The organism is Bacillus sp. BF2-3 (genome assembly GCF_008368795.1).
GTDB classification, from domain to species: domain Bacteria; phylum Bacillota; class Bacilli; order Bacillales; family Bacillaceae_G; genus Bacillus_A; species Bacillus_A cereus.
On sequence record NZ_QOSA01000006.1, the window covers coordinates 149121 to 170636 of the forward strand.

Genomic DNA, 21516 nt, shown 5'->3' on the forward strand with positions numbered 1-21516 from the left:
AAACCGTTCCTTTCCTCTCTCTATATTAACATGACTAATAGAGAGAAGAAAAATAACGGCTATTTTCTTTCATATATAAAACAGACTTATATTGGCATAAAGGGAAGTGACGAGAACAGCTTAACTATTCTCGTCCAAAATTACTCCTTGGATGAAGGGGTTTTCATGTATTATATTAACAGAGCTTTATTAATATTTAATTAAGCCATTGTTAATATATTGTAAACATCCTTCATCCTATTTTTCAGTTGCTGATTTCGGTAAAACAACTGTAAACGTTGTCCCTTCTCCAACTTCACTATCTACTGTAATCGTACCTTGATGCGCCTCAACTAAATGCTTTACGATCGACAATCCAAGGCCGGTACCACCAGTATTTCTACTTCTTGCTTTATCCACCCGGTAGAAACGTTCAAAAATACGCGGAATTTCCTCTTTACTAATACCAATTCCAGTATCCGATACTTTTATATAAGCATTATATTTATCTTCCGCTAACTCTACTGAAACAACGCCTCCAGCCGGTGTATATACGATTGCGTTATTAATTAAATTAATAAAGATTTGTTTCAAACGACTTGGATCTCCAATAACAGAGGCACGTTTTAATACATTAACTTGTAAAGAGATTTCTTTTTCTCCTGCTTTATTATCAAGTACCATATGAATATCTTCAAGCAGCCCCTTCATATCAACGGTTCCCATATTTAATTTAAATCCTTGTTGTTCGATCTTCGACAAATCTAATAAATCTTCAATTAATCCTTGCATGCGCTCACTTTCTTTTAAAATAATGTGCAAGAAATGTTCGCAGAATTTTTTATTATCCATCGCTCCGTCTAAGAGTGTTTCTGAAAAACCTTTAATAGAAGTAATCGGTGTCTTTAATTCATGAGAAACATTCGCTAAAAAGTCTTTTCTCATTTGTTCTAATTTCTTTAACTCTGTTATGTCATGGAATACGAGAACAATCCCTTTCCATTCATGGTTTGTCCCGATAATCGGCGCTCCATATACTTCGAAATGCTTCCGTTCAATTCCAAGTGGCAATAACATTTGTTTACGCACTTTCACTTCTGTCATAAAGATTTCTTCTACAAGCTCAATAATTTCTGTATGATGAAACGATTCATAATATAAGCGATCTAAATATTCTTCATCTGTTACGTGGAAAGTTTCCTTATAAGAGCGGTTTACAAGGTTTATATATCCTCGGCTATCAATTAAAATCATTCCGCTTCCCATATTTTCAATTAACGTATGCAGACGATCTTGCTGCATTTCTTGTTCAAGTGTCATCTCTTGTAAATTTCGAGCTAAAATATTAATCGCTTTACTCAGCATTCCAGTTTCATCCGAATGACTTTCGTATGCACGTGCTTTATAATTGCCCTTTGCCAATTCAATTGCAACTTTCGTAACCGATTCAATTGGCCTAATATATTGCCCTGTAATTTTCATACCTAAAAATACAACTACGAGACAAGCAATGACAAATCCGATAATTAATAATCCCCACGTTTTTTGATGTACGTCTCTTAAAGGATCAATTATACTTTTCACCAAAATGTATCCTTGTTTTCCTTCTACATCTTGAACGAACACCGCATGATAAAATTCATTCTTTCGATCCGTTTCTTTCGTAATCACTTTACTTCGTTGTTTTGCCACTTCCGAAGAAAGTTCTTTAATCGTCTCTGGACTAAATGCCAATTCTTGTCCTTTTCTATATTGAACTTTCTTTTTTTCATCCAAAAATACGATAGAAGCTGGTATTTTTTCTTCTAACTTTTCAAATATGTATGGGTTTTTTAAGACATTATCAAAACCTTGCTCTTCTGCTAACGTCGCAACATACTCTGTCTCTTTTACCATTCTCTCTTTAGCATGATCTATATAGTAGTTTTCAAACACAGTTTCTAGTAATAAACCTAGTCCAACTAAAATAAATACAATAAGAGAAACAAATGTAAAAAGAAGCCTGGAACGAAATTTATTCATTCCCTTTTGGCTCCTCTAATTTATATCCTAAACCACGTATCGTTTTAATGTACGTCGGTTTTTTCGTATTTTGTTCAATTTTATCGCGCAAATGGCTAATATGAACATCAACAATTCGTGTATCACCAGCAAAATCGTAATTCCATACAGCACTTAGTAATTGATCACGTGTCAACACGCGACTTTTATTTTTCGCAAGATACACAAGTAGTTCAAATTCTTTTGGTGTTAATTCAAGCTTTCTTCCTTGGAAATAAGCCTCATAAAATTCCGGTAAAATTTTAAGTTCTGCAATTGTGATGCTATCTTCATCTGGCGCTTCTGCAACTTGTTCTTCTTGTTGTAATTTCGTACGACGCAAAATCGCCTTCACACGAGCAACAACTTCTCTTGGACTAAATGGCTTTGTCATATAATCATCCGCCCCAAGTTCAAGGCCTAGCACCTTATCAAACTCATCATCTTTTGCCGTTAACATTAAAATCGGCGTCATAACGCGCTGCAATCGTAATTCTTTACACACTTCCATACCATCCATTTTCGGAAGCATTAAATCTAATATAATTAAATCTGGGCGTTCTGTTGTCGCTTTTTGAAGCGCCATTTCTCCATCCATCGCTGTTATAACTTCAAACCCAGCTTGTTGTAAATTAAATTCGATTAAAGTTAAGATAAATTCCTCATCATCAACTACTAAAATACGATTGTTCATTCTTTTCCTCCAAGTTATAGACTTGAAACCTTCTTCATCCTAGTATTTTCCCCGTTATTCTCATCATACTAGAAAACAAGGTCCCTCTCAATATAATTGTCTATTCATGGAGAGCGTTTGTGTAGAATTGAGAAAATAGAAGTAATTACAATTCACCTGCAACTACACAGGATTTTGCCAAACTTTATAGATTGCTCTCTCTTCTTTAAAGCTCACTTCCGTATGAACTATAAAATCTTAATTTTGTGCTAGGAAAAACGAAAGAGCATACGCTATTTTATAATCTGGTGTTTCATATCCATCAAATACTCTTCCATACATTTCATTTGCTACCCCATCTGGCCCACACTTCAGCTTCTCTTACCGTTTCAAAGATCACGTCTTCTCTTTTCCACCTTACCTAAAAAACCACTCCTTTAATTGACTTCAATTACCGATAATTATATCATTAATCTTAATATATAAATTAATAATATACGGAGGTCTATTATGCGACTAATACTATCCATTCTATCTTTAGCAGTCACATGTATCCTTGCTTTTAACGCTCCGAGCTGGGATACGATTAAAACGGGGTGCTCAGAATTTGCTGAAGGGTTCAAAGAAGGGTTCTTCAACTAAAAATAGCGCTAGCATCCTTATTAAAGGTATGCTAGCGCTATTCATATTTTCATCTTTTTAAAAATTATCTAATGCTTTTTCCATAATAGAAACTGATTTAAAAGGTGGCGTTACTGTTAATGAACCTTTCACAACAGTTTCTCCTTTTTCATCATGAGCAGATACAAGCATATCAATTGTATGTTCCTCCTCAGAAACAGCCACAACTTCAAAGTGGATTTGTAACGTTTCATAATGGTGAACATGTTTCACGAATGTAAGGTCCTTTCTCGTAATATGACTTCCTGGACCCGGTAAATATTTCGTAACCGCCGTTGTAATCATTCCCGTCAGCATAATGCTTGGTACAATCGGCTTTTCATACGGAGTTTGGGATGCGTAATCATGCTGAATATATAATGGATTGGCATCATTCGTTAACCCTAAGTACAATAACAAATCTTTATCCTCAATTTTTTCAGTGATAGATAATTTCTCTCCTACTGTAATTTCATCCATTTTACGACCAATTTGAACTTTTTTCTTTAACATGTTACAACCCCCTCCGATTTTTTCACCTTATTATCCTACTAAAAGCGATACCTTATCCGAAATTTACTATGATGAGGGCAATGTATAGTATAAATCTACAGTTTCATTATAGGATATTACAAATGATAGCGTTTTCATATTATTTCAAAAAAACAATTCGGTAAATAGTAGAAAAAGATTCGGAATCCCGAATCTTTTTCACTACTATTCAATTATTAAACAAGAACTTTCATTACATTACGTACAGATTCTACAGAGCGATCTAACGCTTCTTTTTCATCTGCAAGAAGTTCTAATTCAATAATTTTTTCAATTCCGTTACCACCTAGAATTACTGGTACCCCTAAGTAAAGGTCACTATAACCATACTCACCTTCAAGGTACGCAATAGCTGGTAATATACGGCGTTGATCTTTTAAGATTGCTTCTGTCATTTCAACTAAAGAAGCTGCTGGTGCGTAATATGCACTACCGTTTCCTAATAAGCCTACAATCTCACCGCCACCTTTACGTGTACGTTCTACGATTGCTTCTAAACGCTCTTTCGGAATTAACGTTTCTAACGGAATACCGCCTGCATAAGAATAACGCACAAGAGGTACCATGTCGTCACCGTGTCCGCCAAGAACAAATCCTGTAATGTCTTTTACAGAAAGATTTAATTCTTGTGCGATGAATGTACGGAAACGAGCTGTATCTAATACACCCGATTGGCCGATTACACGCTCTTTCGGGAATCCTGCTTCTTTAAATACAGAATATGTCATTGCATCAACTGGATTTGTTAACACAACAATAATTGCATTTGGTGAATGTTTTGCAATGTCGCGCGTAATACTTTTCATAATTTTAGAGTTTGTTGCTACTAAGTCATCACGGCTCATACCAGGCTTACGTGCAATACCTGCTGTAATAACGACAACGTCAGAATCAGCAGTATCTGCGTAATCAGATGTTCCAATAATGTTAGCATCAAAACCTTGTACTGGGCTCGCTTCTAACATATCTAACGCTTTCCCTTTTGTTGGATTTTCCAGTTGTGGAATGTCCACTAATACAACATCTGCAAGTTCTTTTTGTGCTAATAAGAATGCCGTTGTTGCCCCTGTAAACCCTGCACCGATGACTGAAACCTTCTTGCGTTTGATTGTCATAATTTACCCCCCGCTTTAATTATGCGTTTTTGATTATCGCTACATCCATGTTTTTAATAAGTTCATTAGCGAACTCAGAACATTTCACTTCTGTTGCACCTTCCATTAAGCGTGCGAAATCATAAGTTACTACTTTTGAAGCAATTGTTTTCTCAACAGAAGCAGTTACTAATTTCGCAGCTTCGTTCCATCCTAAGTGTTCTAATAATAATACACCTGAAAGAAGAACAGAAGATGGGTTTACTTTATCTAAACCTGCATATTTTGGAGCTGTACCGTGTGTAGCTTCAAAGATAGCATGTCCAGTCACATAGTTAATGTTTGCACCAGGTGCAATACCAATTCCACCTACTTGTGCAGCAAGTGCATCAGAGATATAGTCACCATTTAAGTTCATTGTTGCAACAACATCGAACTCACGTGGACGAGTTAAAATTTGTTGTAAGAAGATGTCTGCAATAGAATCTTTTACGATGATTTTTCCAGCCACTTCAGCGTCTGCCATCGCTTTATTCGCTGCATCTTTACCATCTTTTTCAACGATACGATCGTATTCAGCCCAAGTAAATACTTTGTCGCCGAATTCTTGTTCCGCTACTTCGTAACCCCAGTTTTTGAAAGCACCTTCTGTAAATTTCATAATGTTTCCTTTATGAACTAATGTAACAGAAGAGCGTTTTTCGTTAATTGCATATTGAATTGCAGCACGAACAAGACGCTTTGTCCCTTCTTCTGAAATTGGCTTAATACCAATACCAGATGTTTCTGGGAAGCGGATTTTATTAACACCCATTGCTTCTTTTAAGAAAGCAAGAACTTTTTCTGCTTCTGGAGATCCTTGCGCATATTCAATTCCAGCATAAATGTCTTCTGTATTTTCACGGAAAATAACCATATCAGTATCTTCCGGACGTTTTACAGGTGAAGGAACACCTTCAAAATAACGAACTGGACGTAGACATACATATAAATCTAATTCTTGACGAAGTGCTACGTTTAGAGAACGAATACCACCGCCAACTGGAGTTGTAAGTGGACCTTTAATCGCGATTAAATATTCACGAATTAAGTTTAAAGTTTCTTCTGGTAACCACTCGCCTGTTTGGTTGAATGCTTTTTCCCCTGCAAGCACTTCTTTCCAAACGATTTTCTTCTCACCATCATAAGCTTTTTCAACTGCTGCTTCTAGTACGCGAGATGCAGCTGCCCAAATATCAGGACCAATTCCATCTCCCTCGATAAATGGAATAATCGGATTGTTTGGTACATTCATAACACCATTAGTTACAGTAATTTTTTCACCTGTCGTCAATGTGATAACCCCCATGTTTGAAATTTCATATGTATGAAACTGAGGGAATAACCCCTCAGTTCAAACCGTTAGTCAAATTAAAATATTCTAATCATTACATCTTTCCGAAAAAATCAGACTTTTGAAAGCGTATTTTCACTATCAAAATAGTGTTATTCGCTTATCGTTGTGCAATTGGAACATACACTTGATGCGTTGGTCCATTATAATCAGCACGCGGACGAATTAAACGGTTGTTTTCATATTGTTCTAGAATATGAGCTAACCAGCCTGACATACGGCTAATTGCAAAAATAGGTGTAAATAAGTCATGGTCAATTCCTAAACAATGGTATACAGAAGCTGAATAGAAATCAACATTTGGTGGAAGACCTTTTTCTTTTGTTACAATGTCTTCAATTTTGATAGACATATTATACCATTTCTCTTCTCCTAAAAGCACGCATAATCTCTTAGACATTTCACGTAAGTGTTTTGCACGTGGATCACCCTGCTCATACACACGGTGGCCAAAGCCCATGATTTTCACTTTATTTTGAAGAGCATTATGAATATATGACTCTACATTTTCTTCTTCACCAATCTCAGTTAACATCTTCATTACATTTTCATTTGCCCCACCGTGAAGAGGACCTTTTAATGCACCGATTGCTGCTGTAATACCAGAATATACATCTGAAAGTGTAGCTACGCAAACACGTGCAGTAAATGTAGAAGCGTTTAACTCATGATCTGCATGAAGTACAAGCGCCTTATCAAAAGCTTCAATTTCAACTTCATTTGGCTCGCGATCATTTAACATGTACAAGAAGTTTGCAGCTAATGATAAATCCTTTCTTGGCTCAACAATATCTAAACCTTTACGGATTCTCGCGTAAGCAGCAACTAAAGTTCCTACTTGCGCCTGTAATTTAACCGCTTTCAAATAATTGGACTTTTCGTCCATAATTTCAGCGCTCTCATCGTATAATGATAGCATGGAAATTGCAGTTCGTAAAACAGACATCGGATGTGCAATTTTTAAATCTACTTGTTTCAAATATGTTAAAATCTCACCTGGAACTTTATAGTATTCTGATACAATTTCATTAAATTCTGCTAGTTCTTTTTCATTAGGAAGCTTGCGGTGCCATAATAAGTACACTACTTCTTCAAACGTAGCATTCTCAGCTAAATCATCAATATTATACCCAACATAAGTTAATGTATCATCAATAATAGAGCTCACAGATGATGTTGTTGCTACTACCCCTTCTAAACCTCGAATAACAGTCATGACATTCTCTCCTTTTCCTGAAAATTCTCCCAACCTTGCTCCTTATATCTATTTGCTCCCCTTTTGAATTATGAACGCCCGTTCACTCTTTAGGCAAGCAAAATGCACGATCATGCAAATTTGTTGCGATGTTCCCCTCTTATTGTCCATCGTTTACATGGAAAGCATGAGCGTGAATGTCTCCCCGAATCCTCACGCTCAAAACAACAAGTTAGTGAGGAAAATTAATTCCGAAGAGTTTTATGATAAAAACAACATAAAACAATATCATTATAAAATTGTTTTATGTTGTTTTTATTTTATCTGGTGTAAAGTCTCTGCTGTTATGTAACTTTTCAAAGTTTCTAATCCTATTATAAACAATTATCTGACTTTTGTGAACAGAAAGAATTCAAAAATTTTATATTACTATAAAATTCCTTATTTAAACATTTGTATAATACTCATAACCGCATAGGCAATTCCAGCCCCAATTAACGGACCAACAGCAACCCCATTAAATAGCGCAACCGCTATAATTGTCCCAAAAACAAGCGCAGTTGTAATGTGGGGATCCGTTGTCAACAATTGTACGCCGCCTTTCGCTAACAAAGCGACCGCTACACCTGAAGCTAAAGCAATCCACGCATAATAAGATTTTGCCGCTTCTCCAAGTTGTTTAAAACCTATTTCCCCCGTCGCAATCGGTACGAGCACCGCTATTGTAATGACCGTTACACCTAGGTTAATTCCTTTCGTTTGTAAGTAAGGAAAGACCTTATCTCCTAAAAACGTAAACTTCAATAAAAATAACACACCAATAGCCACAGTAAGCGATTGGTTTTTCGCAATAAGTCCTATAATAAGTAGTATGAATAAAAATAACGTTGACTGACTAATCATGTTTGCACTTCCTTTCTGAAAATAATGAACTCATTTCCAAACAAAAATACCTTTAAACCTATCGTTATACATGATATATCGATGCCTATTCAACATGAATCACTTCATTTTTTATGTATTTTAAAATGATAAATTGAGACTTTCACCATAAAAATTTAAGCGTGTATACATTTTAAAAAACAGACGTCTCTTCTTTCTTTTCTAATTAGAAACAGGTAAAATAAAAAGAAGAGAAAATGAAGTTTTTACCATATAGTAGAAGCATCAACACCAAGCTTTCACAGTCACTCACATACTGAAAAAGCAGGAAAAATCCATCATTCCACTATAACATAAAGTGAAACTTTAATCAGTGGGGCACACTCGTTATAAGTTGAACGAATTAGGATAATCCAAATTGGAATGGGAGGTATACATCTTTGAACCGAAACTTACTATATATGATATTGCGACTCATATTTGTCATTGTAGCAACGGTAGCTGGGTTCTATGTATTACTATACATGTCAGGGCTTATCTATCCTTTTATTATCGCTTTTGCATTTGCTTATTTGATTAATCCTGTCGTCAATTTCCTTAATCAAAAACTACAATTTCCTCGCGCACTAGCAGTACTCGTTAGCTTAATTCTCGTATTTGGAGCTATCGTTGGACTTGTTACATATCTTGTGACTGAAGCAATATCTGCCACAACATACTTACTACAACTTGTTACAGTAAAGTTTCCAGATATCGTTACATTCGCTCAGCAATTTGCACTTAATCATATTATGCCTCTCTACGATGATTTAATCTCTAAATTTAATCATCTTGGAGAACCACAGCGCTATACAATTACACAAAACATTCAAAACTTAGGAACAGAAGCGACAACACAAATGAAAGAACTTTTAACCGCCATTATAAGCGGGTTAACGAATTTCATTAGTGCACTGCCAACAACTTTAACTGTCCTTGTATTCATTTTATTAGCCACTTTCTTCATTAGTTACGATTGGCACCGTCTTGCTCAGAAAGCAAGAAAATTGCTACCGAATCGTGTACATGGCTATGGAAAAACTATTTTTGTCGACTTAAGAAAAGCTTTGTTTGGTTTTGTGAAAGCACAACTTACACTCGTATCTATGACAACTGTCATTGTACTAATCGGGCTTTTAATATTACGCGTACCATACGCCATTACTATCGCGATTATTACAGGGGTTGTAGATTTACTACCATATTTAGGAACAGGCGCAGTCTTTGTTCCATGGGTTATATACGTATTTTTCACTGGCGATACCGCATTCGCCATTGGTCTTCTCATTTTATACATCGTCGTGATTGTCCAAAGACAAATTATGGAGCCGAAAGTACTTTCATCTAACATCGGTCTCGATCCATTAGCAACACTCGTCGCTCTATTTGTCGGCTTTAAACTTTTTGGCTTTTTAGGATTAATCATCGGCCCAGTCACCTTAGTACTACTTAATACATTACACAAAGCTAATGTCTTCCATGACTTGTGGAAATATATTAAAGGTTCACCTTCAAAATAATAGTTTCTAATTCATACACAACAAAAAACTTACATGTAATCAGTGGGAAATTCCCACTGATTATTCCTTGTACTTATTTTTCATACTTATTACATAAAACAAGAGAATTGCACTCAAAAAAGATAATTCTCTTGTTTTTTTGCATGAAAAACGCATATTCCGTGGTGTTTTTACATATTTATTCTATTTATTTTATAATTATCATTTACATTTATTACTTTTTATGTAAATGAATAAATATACAAAATAGCATAAAATAAGACTTCAACTAACAATCTCCGCCTTTTTATATGAATTTTTTACACCAATCGTTCCTCTATATAAGAAAACAAAACTTTAATTTAGCAGTGTTTCCCTCCATCTTATTCATCTAAATTAATAGCACTAAAAAATCACAAGTTTAATCGAAGTACACACAAGAGTTCAAACGAAAATTATATAGCAAATATAATAAGCGAACGTTTTGTTCATCCCCACTCATCATTCGCCCCACATCAGACACTTACGAGCAGCCCAGCTTTGAGATAGAAATTCCACCCCACAAATAGCGCGGTAAAACAAAGCTTCAATCAGCAAGTTCCTCTCCTTTTACAAGACAAAAAAATAGCACTTAGATTTCTACAATCTAAGTGCTATTTCTGAATAATAATAGTAGAATTCTTTCTAAATTTCCATTCCATCCACTTCATAACAAGCGGCTTCAATAAAGCTCTCGTAATAGGGATCACGCAGATAAACCCTAGCATATCTGTCACATACCCAGGAAGCACTAAGAGAATACCTCCTACAAATACAAAAATACCATCTAGTACCGCCTCACCTGGCATTTCCCCTCTATTCAACTTAGATTGAATCTCTCCAAGCACTTTAAACCCTTGTCTTTTCGCCAAATACACACCTACAACACCTGTAAATACAATCATAGCGAACGTAGACCATAAACCTATTACATGACTTGATCCAATTAAGACCGTAATCTCAATCGCCGGTATTAAAATAAACAAGAATAGTAACCACTTCATAGTTCTACACCTCTCTCACATCTCACTTTTAACGCCCTCACAATGCCTATATACATCATATGAAATATAGATACCCTTTCATATTAAAACCCATAACAAACAGCTTTTAAAAGCAATTCTAGGCGCTTTAAGCTAATTTTATCTCGTTTTTGTGTAAAAAAAAAGAGAAGGACTCCGATCCTTCTCTCCGTATTACTTATAGCACTTCCGCATGTCCATTATAAACAATTCCGCGTGCTGCATCAACTGTTACTTCTTGGCCATTTTTTAAAGTTGCTGTTACGCCGTTTACACCAACGATAACAGGAATACCGATTGATACACCTACAACAGCTGCATGGCTTGTTAAGCCACCTTCTTCTACAACTAAAGCTGCAGCTTTTTCGATTGCAGGAATCATATCTTTATCAGTGCTTGTTGTAACAAGGATATCACCTTCGTTTACGTTCGCTACAGCTTCAGCAGCTGTTTTTGCTACAACTACTTTACCTTTTGCAGCTTTACGACCGATTCCTTGTCCTTTAGCAATTTCTTCACCAACAACGTGGATTTTCATTAAGTTTGTTGTACCAGTTTCAGCAACTGGAACACCAGCAGTAATCACTACAGTATCTCCAAGTCCGATTAGGCCTGCATCCATACCTGTTTGAATTGCTGTATCTAACATTTCGTCAGTTGAAGCTGCGCGCTTCTCAGCCATAAATGCTTGTACACCCCAAACAAGCGCAAGACGACGTCCTACTTGCTCGTCAGATGTTACAGCTACGATTGGAGATTTTGGACGGTATTTAGAGATCATTTTCGCAGTATATCCACTTTCTGTTGGAGCTACGATTGCAGCTACATCAAGAGCAAGTGCTGTATGTGCAACAGATTGACTAATTGCATCTGTAATTGTTGGAGTGAACTCTTTAATACGTTTTTTGAACATATCTTCATATTGTAATGATTTTTCAACACGTACCGCAATGTTAGCCATCATTGTTACTGCTTCTACTGGGTATTGTCCAGCAGCTGTTTCACCTGAAAGCATGATTGCATCTGTACCATCGAAGATTGCATTAGCTACGTCACTTGCTTCCGCACGAGTTGGACGTGGGTTACGTTGCATAGAATCTAACATTTGTGTTGCAGTAATAACTGGTTTACCTAACACGTTACATTTTTTAATTAGACGTTTTTGTACTAACGGTACTTCTTCTGGTGGAATTTCTACACCCATGTCACCACGAGCTACCATTAAACCGTCAGAAACTTCTAAGATTGAATCGATGTTGTCGATACCTTCTTGGTTTTCGATTTTTGGTACGATTTGGATATATTGAGCGTTATGCTCTTCTAATAATTCACGGATTTCTAATACGTCAGACGCTTTACGTACGAATGAAGCTGCAATGAAATCAACTTTTTGCTCGATACCGAAGATGATATCTTTTACGTCTTTTTCAGTGATACCAGGAAGCTTAATGCTTACGTTTGGTACGTTAACACCTTTTTTATTTTTTACAGTTCCGCTGTTAAGAACTTTTGTACGGATGTTTCCATCAGCTTTTTCGATTACTTCTAGTTCGATAAGACCGTCATCGATTAGAATACGAGAACCTGGGTCTACATCGTCATAAAGACCAGCATAAGATACAGAGAACTTCTCTGCAGTACCTAATACTTGCTCAGTAGAAAGAACTACTTCTGCACCTGTTACAAGCTCAGCTTGTCCGTCTACGAAGTCGTGAGTACGGATTTCTGGACCTTTTGTATCAAGTAAGATACCAACTGTTTTACCAGTTTTCTTTGAAGCTTCACGAATGTTTTTAATACGAGCTCCGTGCTCTTCATGGCTACCATGAGAGAAGTTTAAACGAGCAACGTTCATACCTGCTTCTATTAATTGCTCTAATTTTTCAATACTTTCACTAGCAGGACCTATAGTACATACAATTTTAGTTTTACGCATATTGCACCTCCGAAAATTATGAAACCGTTCCCAAATATCTGACATTACGCCGATTAGATGGATAATTCTTTAGATAATTGATACATATCTTTATCGATTGTATGCTTTTGAGCTAACGCTTCGATAATGTCATGATCAACAAGTTTGTTATCTTGAATACCTACACAACGTCCGCCTTTACCAGCAATTAACAATTCAACTGCTCTTGCGCCAAGACGACTTGCTAATACACGGTCTTGTGCACTTGGTGATCCACCACGTTGTACGTGACCTAATACAGTTACACGAGTATCAAAGTTTGTCGCTTCTTCAATGTGCTTACCGATGTCAATTGCACTTCCAACACCTTCAGCTACAACGATAATACTGTGTTTTTTACCACGTTCACTACCACGCTTCAGACGAGCGATAACATCATCCATGTCATACTCTTCTTCTGGAATTAAGATTGTTTCCGCACCATCAGCTAAACCAGCCCATAATGCGATATCACCAGCGTGACGTCCCATTACTTCGATAACATATGTACGTTCATGAGATGTAGCTGTGTCACGAATTTTATCAATTGCATCAATAACAGTGTTTAAAGCTGTATCGAAACCAATTGTGAAGTCTGTTCCAGGGATATCATTGTCGATTGTACCTGGTACACCAACACATGGGAATCCTTGTTCAGTTAATTTTTTAGCGCCTTGGTAAGAACCATCTCCACCAATAACAACAAGTCCTTCGATACCGTGTTTCTTTAATTGCTCGATACCTTTTAGTCGTACTTCTGGATCTTTAAACTCAGGACATCTTGCTGTATATAATTTTGTACCACCGCGGTGGATAATATCGCCAACAGAACCAAGTTCTAATTTTTCAATGTGACCAGAAATTAATCCAGCGTATCCATGGTAAATACCATATACTTCAATATCATGGAAAATCGCTTTACGAACAACTGCACGAATGGCAGCATTCATACCAGGTGAATCTCCACCACTTGTTAATACACCAATACGTTTCATTTGTACTCACCTCATAAAGATTATTTGCCTTATAATAAAATAACACGAAAAAATATAAAAATACAATGGAGAAGATGTGTCTTTTCATAATAAAAACGTGCATTCGCGAAGTGGAACGCACGCTTTTCTTATTTTATCCAAATGGAAGCGTTTGAAAACGAAACTTGCCCAATTTTCATATATTTTTCATAACGTTTTTCGATTAATTCATCTTTCGAAATTCCGTTTAATTGTTCAAAAGTTTTTCGAATCATTAAGTCTATATTTTCTGACTGTTTCAAAATATTACGGTGAGCTCCGCCTCTTGCTTCTGGAATAATTTCGTCAATTACACCTAATTCTTTCAAATCTGCTGCTGTAATTTTCATTGCCTCTGCAGCTTCCTTTGCTTTTCCTGAATCTTTCCAAAGAATTGCCGCTGCACCCTCTGGTGTAATAACAGAATAAGTGGAATTTTCTAGCATATGAATGTAATCTCCAACTCCAAGGCCTAGCGCACCACCACTACCACCTTCGCCGATAACGATACAAATAACAGGTACCGTTAAACCTGCCATTTCAAATAAATTGCGGGCGATAGCTTCACTTTGACCACGTTCTTCAGCAGCTTTACCAGGATAAGCTCCTTTCGTATCAATAAAACAAATAATAGGACGATTGAACTTTTCCGCCTGCTTCATTAAACGTAATGCTTTTCGATATCCTTCTGGATGAGGCATTCCAAAGTTACGGCGAATATTTTCTTTCGTATCTTTTCCGCGCTGATGCCCAATTACAGTTACAGGCATCCCTTTATATTTCGCAATGCCGCCGACAATCGCTGCATCATCGCCAAATAGACGATCTCCATGACATTCGAAAAAATCAGTAAATAAGTGCTCAATATAATCGAGCGTTGTCGGTCGTTCAGCATGACGAGCAATTTGAACACGGTCCCATACTTTCAGATTGCCGTATATATCTTCCTCTAAATTTTCTAGCTTTTCTTCCAAAATACGAATCTCCTCACTGAAGTCCATCTGGCTGTTTTTCGTATAGTCTTTCAGTTCACGAATCTTATTTCTTAGCTCAACAACTGGTTTTTCAAATTCTAGCTCTGCCATACAGCCATTTCCCCTCCTTGATGAACTTCTAAAATCTTGCGAAGTGATTCTCTCATATCATCACGATGCACCACCGCATCTAATTGACCATGATCTAGTAAGAATTCTGCCGTTTGGAAATCTTCTGGTAGTTTCTCACGCACCGTTTGTTCAATTACACGTCTACCAGCAAATCCGATAAGTGCACCTGGTTCTGCAAGATTATAATCACCAAGTGAAGCGAAACTCGCTGAAACCCCGCCCGTCGTTGGGTGAGTCATAACAGAAATAAATAATCCTCCTGCATTACTATGCTTTTTCAAAGCTACGCTTGTTTTTGCCATTTGCATTAAACTTAATATACCTTCTTGCATACGGGCACCACCCGAAGCAGTAAAGATAATAAATGGAACTTGTAAGTCGTACGCCTTTTCAACCGCACGGGCGATTTTTTCTCCTACTACAGAGCCCATGCTCCCCATTCGAAAACGAGAATCCATTACTGCAACAACAACAAGCATGTCATCAATTGTTCCTTCACCAGTTACAACCGCTTCGTTCAATTCAGTCTTCTTACGATCGCTCTCTAGTTTCTCTTCATAACCTGGAAACTCGAGTGGATTTAATGAAACCATTTCTTTGTCATACTCACGGAATGACCCTTCGTCCAATATACTATCAAGACGTTCCCATGCATTCATAGGATGATGATATCCACAATTCACACATACTTTTAAATTTTTTAGAAGTTCTTTCGTATACATGATTTTTTTACATTCCGGACATTTTGTCATAACGCCATCTGGTACATCTTTTCGTACTTGTTCTGAAGGTATTGCAGCGTACTTTTTCTTTTTCACGAATAAATCTCTTAGCACAATTTGACCCCCTTCGTTGAGAGCTAAGGTTAGCGTAAGAAGAAAATGGGGCTAACACCAAAGTTTGATGTTAGCCTTATCTTCTCAATCTGTCTAATAACCTCACTCTTTACGTTTAACTTTAACCGCTAAGCGGTAGAATGTTTGTCATAACGTGTCATGGTCATTTCGACAAATTTTATACATTACGAGTGAAACTGTATATTCTCTACTAATTCATCGTAAATTTTTAGTGCATCATTTTCTTGTTTTTCTTCCAAAGTAGCATAAAGCTTTCTATACATATCGATAGAATCTCTTGAAACTTTACAAGAAAGAGTTGCTACGTAATCATTTACGATCATCCAAATGCGATATAGTAAATAATTATCGACTTGTTCAATAAGTGTTTTAAAGAACGTTTGATGAAGCGTTGGGACTGAGCTTTCATTTCCTTCAAGTACTTGGTGTAATCTACTTAGTACTTTAGAAAACGTTTCTTTCGGTAAATTACATACAATTCGAATCATATCTTTCTCAAGTAATCGTTTCGTTTGTAATAAATCACGAATTGTTTTCTCATCTTGCAATAAGAACGGGGCAATTAATTGTACAAGACCGTTATCATAAAAGTTTCGAATAAACGTCCCTTCACCACGTCTCGTTTCAATCAATCCTACCAGTTCTAAAGCACGCAATGCTTCTCTTACAGAGGAACGTCCTACGTTTAAGCGTGAACTTAACTCACGCTCAGACGGCAAACGATCCCCCGCCACCAAACCATCCTCTTCCATAATGGAACGGATTTTTTTTACAATTTCGAGATATACTTTTGTATTTGATGATGTCAATGGAAATTCCTCGCTTATTCTTTACCAATCAGCGCTAATTGTTTTGTTTTTTCAGCGATCTCATTTGGATCTACTTGACGGCGAGCTACTCCTGTCTCCATTGCTGCTTTTGCAACGTAAGCCGCTACTTGAGGCGCTACACGCGCGTCAAATGGTGCCGGAATGATATAGTCTGCATTTAACTCATCTTCTGCTACAAGCTCAGCAATAGCCTGTACAGCTGCCATCTTCATTTCTTCGTTAATTTGTGTCGCATGTACGTCAAGTGCACCGCGGAAAATACCAGGGAACGCCAGTACATTATTTACTTGGTTCGGGAAGTCAGAACGACCTGTTCCAACAACAGCTGCGCCCGCTGCTTTTGCCAATTCTGGCATAATTTCTGGAACTGGATTCGCCATTGCAAAAATAATCGCATCGTCATTCATTGTACGAACCATCTCTTCTGTTAATGCACCTTCTGCAGATACACCAATGAATACGTCCGCACCTTGTACAACATCAGCTAAAGAACCTTCTATACGATTCTTATTTGTATATTTTGCAACTTCATCCTTCACCGGATTCATACCTGTAGGACGACCATCATAGATTGCGCCTTTACGGTCACACATAATAATGTCGCGTACACCATAGCGATATAAAAGTTTAATAATTGCAATACCTGCTGCACCTGCGCCATTTGCGACAACTTTAATGTCAGACATTTTCTTTCCAACTAATTTCAGTGCGTTTACAAGACCTGCTACTGTTACAATAGCTGTTCCGTGTTGATCATCATGGAAGATAGGAATATTTGTTTCTTTTTTCAAACGCTCTTCAATAATGAAGCAGTTTGGTGCTGCGATATCTTCTAAGTTAACGCCGCCAAAAGTTGGCTCCATTAATTTTACAGTTTCAACAATTTTATCTACATCGTTTGTATTTAAGGCAATTGGGAATGCATCTACACCAGCAAAGCTCTTGAATAATACAGCTTTACCTTCCATTACTGGAAGAGATGCTTCAGGTCCAATGTTACCAAGACCAAGTACAGCTGTTCCATCTGTCACAACTGCTACCATATTTCCCTTCATCGTATATTCATATACCTTACTTTTATCGTCATAAATTTCTTTACAAGGTTCTGCAACCCCTGGAGAATATGCAAGACTTAAATCTTTTGCATTTTCTACTTTTACTTTTGATACAGTTTCTAATTTTCCTTGATGCACTTTATGCATGTGAAGTGCTTCTTCACGAAGTGTTGACAAACTATCCACTCTCCTCAAATTATTCTTGCTGATATCAATTTCTCCAAGTGGTCTGACCACGAACACTACTACTATAATAATCGAAGTGTAGGGAAATTGTCCATTATATTTTCACAACTACATTTTCTTCCCCGACAATTTCACGAAGTGCTCCTAAACATTCTTCACTTGGATGAATCGATAAACTCTGAGATAATTGTACCATTTTATGTTCCTTTTCATAATAAATTAGTACTTTCGCAAAACCTGAATAGTCGAACAATATTTTCGTAACCTGATTTAAAAGCTTTTTCTCATACTGAGACGGCAATTTCACGTAAACAGATGCGTCTTTCTTTTCTTCATAAACATCCATTTCCTCTAGCGGATATAGTCCATTTACAATCCATTGCAGCTTATGATTTCTTAGCTCAATCGTACCGTCAACTAAAACAATTGCTCCTTCTTGCAACTTATCCGAGAAATGTATATACGTTTCCGGGAAGAGGACCGCTTCCATTTCATCATTTTGATCACAGAATGTAATAAATGCCATCTTTTGAAACTTTTTCGTACGAATCACTCTCACACTTGTTATATACACAATAGCTCTTTGTACTTTTTTCTTGTGTCGCATCGCCTGAGCGAGAGATGGAATTTCTAATTCTTTTGCTAACTTCACATATTGCGCTGTCGGATAACTTGATAAATAAAAGCCAAGCGCTTCCTTCTCTTTATTTAGTTGTTCAATAAAAGATAACTCTTCTCCTTGTACATATTTTGATTTTGGAACAGCATCTCCTAAATCACGTGCGAGATTCGCGTACTCTAACGCCCCTTTAATACTTTTCCATAAATTCGTTCTCGAAACACCAAAATCGTCAAAACATCCCGACCAGACGAAAGCTTCTAAATTACGCTCCGTTACGAACTTTGACGGCATACGAAGACAAAATTCAAATAAATCTTCGAACATTTTTTCCTCTCGTTCTTCTAATAATGCCGTCACTGTAGCCATTCCAATATTTCGGATCGAAAGTAAACTGTAACGTATCGCATTCCCTTCTATTTGGAAGTTGTAGCCACTCCTCTGAAGAGACGGTGGCAAAACGTGAAAACCTTTCCGCTTCGTTTCTCGTATATACTGTACAATCTTATCTTCATTTCCAATTGCGCTTGATAATAATGCCGTCATAAATTCCAGCGTATAATTCGCTTTCAAATAGGCAAGCTGATATCCGATCATACTGTAAGCTACAGCGTGACTTCGGTTAAAACCGTAATTCGCAAATCTTACAATTAAATCATAAATTTTCTCTGCGGATGTCTCATCATAACCATTTCGCAAACATCCTTGGACGAAATGCTTACGTTCCTGATCTAAAATATCACGATTTTTTTTACTCACCGCACGGCGCAGTAAATCTGCTTCTCCGAGCGAAAAACCAGCTAACTTCGATGCAATTTGCATAATTTGTTCTTGGTATACAATGACGCCGTATGTTCTTTCTAAAATTGGCTTTAAATCCGGATGTAAATATTCAATTTTTCTTTTTCCATGTTTCGATTCAATAAAAGTCGGTATCTGTTCCATCGGTCCTGGTCTATATAACGAGTTAACAGCTACGATATCTTCAAACTCATTCGGTTTTAACCCGCGAAGTACATTTCGCATACCACCCGACTCAAGCTGGAATACACCTGTTGTATCCCCTCTCCCTAATAATTGGAACGTCTTTTCATCTTGAAGAGGTAAGTTTCTTATATCGATTTCTTTCCCTGTTTTGTTCGCGATAAATTTTATAATATTTTCAAGTAACGTTAAATTACGTAATCCTAAAAAGTCCATCTTAAGTAAACCAAGTTCTTCTAGCGCATCGGCTGGATATTGCGTAACATAAACATCGTTATGTCCTTCTTGAATTGCTACACTTCCTGTTAGCGGTTCTTGACTCATAATAACACCAGCCGCATGAATAGACGTATGACGTGGTAAACCTTCTACACGTTTTGCGATTTCAAATACACGCTCATGCAGAAGATTCCCTTGTATAAACTCACGAAGTGATTGTGATTCTTCATATGCATCTTTTAACGTTATACCAAGCTTTGATGGAATAAGTTTTGAAAATATATCAATATCTCGCGGCGGAAGCCCCATTACGCGGGCAATGTCTCTAATTGCCGCTTTTGCTGCAAGCGTACCAAACGTTACAATTTGCGCAACACGGAGCTGACCGTATTTATCTTTCACATAGCGAATCATCTCATCACGTCTTACGTCTGGAAAATCAATATCAATATCGGGAAGCGTCACACGTTCAGGATTTAAAAACCTTTCAAATAATAGATCGTATTCAATTGGATCAATATCTGTAATTTCTAATACGTATGAAACGAGTGAACCAGCTGCCGATCCACGACCTGGTCCTGTTAGAATATGATTTTCATGTGCATACTTCATAAAATCCCATACGATGAGGAAATAATCACTAAATCCCATACGAGAAATAACATTTAATTCATGATCCAAACGCTTTATATGCACTTCTTTCGGTTCACCATATCGTTTCCGCAAACCTTCTTCACAAACACGACGCAAGTATATATCACTCGTTTCATTAGACGGAACAGGAAACTTCGGAAGTTGATTTACATGGAACGGTATTTCTACTTGGCAACGCTCTGCAATTTTTATTGTATTTTGGATTGCTTCCGGCGCATGGGAAAATAGTGCTTCCATTTCATCCGATGACTTTAAATAATACTGATCTGTTTTCAGCCTCGGCCTATCTGGATCAGTCATTTTCGTTCCACTTTCAACAGATAGTAAACATTCGTGAACAAGCGCGTCACTTTGATTGATATAGCGCACATCGTTTGTTGCAACGACTGGAATATTAACCCTACTAATAAATTCAGGTAGTTTCTCTTGTAAAAGCAACTCATCTTGAATCGCATGATGCTGCAAACTCATATAAAAATGGCCAAACATATTTTGATACGTGCGAGCTACTTCTTCAGCCTGACTCTCATTGTCTTCTAGTAATAATTGCTCAATTTCGCCATCTTTACCTGGTGAAATTGCAATTAATCCTTTCGCATAATGCGCAAGCCACTTCTTAGGAATACCTTCTTTGGACTTTGTCATAATACTGCTAGAAATCTTTAATAAATTTTGGTAGCCTATTTCATTCTCAGCAAGTAATACAAGCGGATAAGACCTTTCTTCTTCTTCACTAAAAATAGAAGCGGTTAATCCAATAACGGGCTGTATACCATGTTTCTTACATGCTTTATAAAACGGAATAACGCCATACATAACATTTTCATCCGTAATAGCCAGCGATGAAAAACCGAGTTCTTTCGCCCTGACTACAAGCTCATCAATTTTACAAGCACTTTTTAATAAACTAAAAACGGTTTGACATTGTAAATGCACAAACTTCACTGTTGTACCCTCTCTTTACCTATTTGA

17 protein-coding genes and 1 pseudogene are annotated in these 21516 nt (G+C 37.0%); 2 read left to right on the forward strand and 16 right to left on the reverse strand.

The genetic code is table 11. From position 1 onward, the window contains the following. Positions 1–237 precede the first annotated feature (237 nt). The 3 genes and pseudogenes from phoR to DN401_RS30110 form a co-directional block, all read right to left on the reverse strand. The gene (gene phoR, locus DN401_RS06380) at positions 238–2001 is read right to left on the reverse strand and encodes a sensory box histidine kinase PhoR (protein WP_001032102.1); all 1764 of its coding nucleotides are present in this window, start codon (positions 1999–2001) and stop codon (positions 238–240) included. After that, positions 1994–2713: a two-component system response regulator PhoP gene (gene phoP, locus DN401_RS06385; protein WP_001065220.1), complete on the reverse strand. Its 720-nt coding sequence runs from the start codon at positions 2711–2713 to the stop codon at positions 1994–1996. The genes phoR and phoP overlap by 8 nt, the downstream gene beginning before the upstream one ends. A gap of 162 nt (positions 2714–2875) precedes the next feature. Then, a pseudogene (locus DN401_RS30110) lies at positions 2876–3092 on the reverse strand (hypothetical protein). A gap of 110 nt (positions 3093–3202) precedes the next feature. Between DN401_RS30110 and DN401_RS30115 the strand changes: the two are divergent. Beyond that, positions 3203–3334 (forward strand): hypothetical protein, encoded by a 132-nt coding sequence (locus DN401_RS30115; RefSeq protein ID WP_001237022.1) that lies wholly within the window; start codon positions 3203–3205, stop codon positions 3332–3334. Positions 3335–3391: 57 nt separating this feature from the next. Here DN401_RS30115 and DN401_RS06390 read toward each other — a convergent pair whose 3' ends face one another. From DN401_RS06390 to DN401_RS06415, 5 genes are all read right to left on the reverse strand, one after another. Then, complete coding sequence (locus DN401_RS06390; protein WP_000914180.1) at positions 3392–3865, reverse strand: MaoC family dehydratase; 474 nt, start codon at positions 3863–3865, stop codon at positions 3392–3394. Positions 3866–4080: 215 nt separating this feature from the next. After that, positions 4081–5019, reverse strand: coding sequence for a malate dehydrogenase (gene mdh, locus DN401_RS06395; RefSeq protein ID WP_000153230.1), 939 nt, complete (start codon positions 5017–5019; stop codon positions 4081–4083). Between the two features lie 19 nt (positions 5020–5038). Then, positions 5039–6331 (reverse strand): NADP-dependent isocitrate dehydrogenase, encoded by a 1293-nt coding sequence (gene icd / locus DN401_RS06400; RefSeq protein ID WP_000206898.1) that lies wholly within the window; start codon positions 6329–6331, stop codon positions 5039–5041. Positions 6332–6491: 160 nt separating this feature from the next. After that, positions 6492–7640 (reverse strand): citrate synthase, encoded by a 1149-nt coding sequence (citZ, locus tag DN401_RS06405; RefSeq protein WP_000503652.1) that lies wholly within the window; start codon positions 7638–7640, stop codon positions 6492–6494. Positions 7641–8027: 387 nt separating this feature from the next. Beyond that, positions 8028–8489, reverse strand: coding sequence for a DUF441 domain-containing protein (locus DN401_RS06415; RefSeq protein ID WP_000625507.1), 462 nt, complete (start codon positions 8487–8489; stop codon positions 8028–8030). Positions 8490–8908: 419 nt separating this feature from the next. On the opposite strand from DN401_RS06415, the gene ytvI reads away from it, so the two are divergent. Continuing rightward, positions 8909–10027, forward strand: a complete 1119-nt coding sequence (gene ytvI / locus DN401_RS06420) for a sporulation integral membrane protein YtvI (protein ID WP_001081388.1) — start codon at positions 8909–8911, stop codon at positions 10025–10027. A gap of 632 nt (positions 10028–10659) precedes the next feature. Here ytvI and DN401_RS06425 read toward each other — a convergent pair. From DN401_RS06425 to dnaE, 8 genes are all read right to left on the reverse strand, one after another. After that, positions 10660–11049 carry an FxsA family protein gene (locus DN401_RS06425; RefSeq protein ID WP_000871628.1) on the reverse strand — a complete coding sequence of 130 codons (390 nt, stop codon included), beginning with the start codon at positions 11047–11049 and terminating at the stop codon, positions 10660–10662. A 196-nt stretch (positions 11050–11245) separates the two neighbouring features. Next, on the reverse strand, positions 11246–13003 hold the full coding sequence (gene pyk / locus DN401_RS06430; RefSeq protein ID WP_001232673.1) for a pyruvate kinase: 1758 nt from the start codon (positions 13001–13003) through the stop codon (positions 11246–11248). Positions 13004–13056: 53 nt separating this feature from the next. Beyond that, positions 13057–14016, reverse strand: a complete 960-nt coding sequence (gene pfkA, locus DN401_RS06435; protein WP_000821157.1) for a 6-phosphofructokinase — start codon at positions 14014–14016, stop codon at positions 13057–13059. Positions 14017–14144: 128 nt separating this feature from the next. Further along, entirely contained in the window at positions 14145–15119 is a 975-nt protein-coding gene (gene accA, locus DN401_RS06440) for an acetyl-CoA carboxylase carboxyl transferase subunit alpha (protein WP_000818810.1), read from the reverse strand. Then, positions 15107–15976, reverse strand: coding sequence for an acetyl-CoA carboxylase, carboxyltransferase subunit beta (gene accD / locus DN401_RS06445; protein ID WP_000942856.1), 870 nt, complete (start codon positions 15974–15976; stop codon positions 15107–15109). Before accD ends, accA begins: the two co-directional genes overlap by 13 nt. 185 nt (positions 15977–16161) lie before the next feature. After that, positions 16162–16806 carry a FadR/GntR family transcriptional regulator gene (locus DN401_RS06450; RefSeq protein ID WP_000204448.1) on the reverse strand — a complete coding sequence of 215 codons (645 nt, stop codon included), beginning with the start codon at positions 16804–16806 and terminating at the stop codon, positions 16162–16164. 14 nt (positions 16807–16820) lie between these two features. Further along, positions 16821–18029, reverse strand: a complete 1209-nt coding sequence (gene ystJ / locus DN401_RS06455) for an NADP-dependent malic enzyme (protein WP_161508111.1) — start codon at positions 18027–18029, stop codon at positions 16821–16823. Between the two features lie 133 nt (positions 18030–18162). Beyond that, entirely contained in the window at positions 18163–21489 is a 3327-nt protein-coding gene (dnaE, locus tag DN401_RS06460) for a DNA polymerase III subunit alpha (RefSeq protein ID WP_000673726.1), read from the reverse strand. Positions 21490–21516 lie beyond the last annotated feature (27 nt).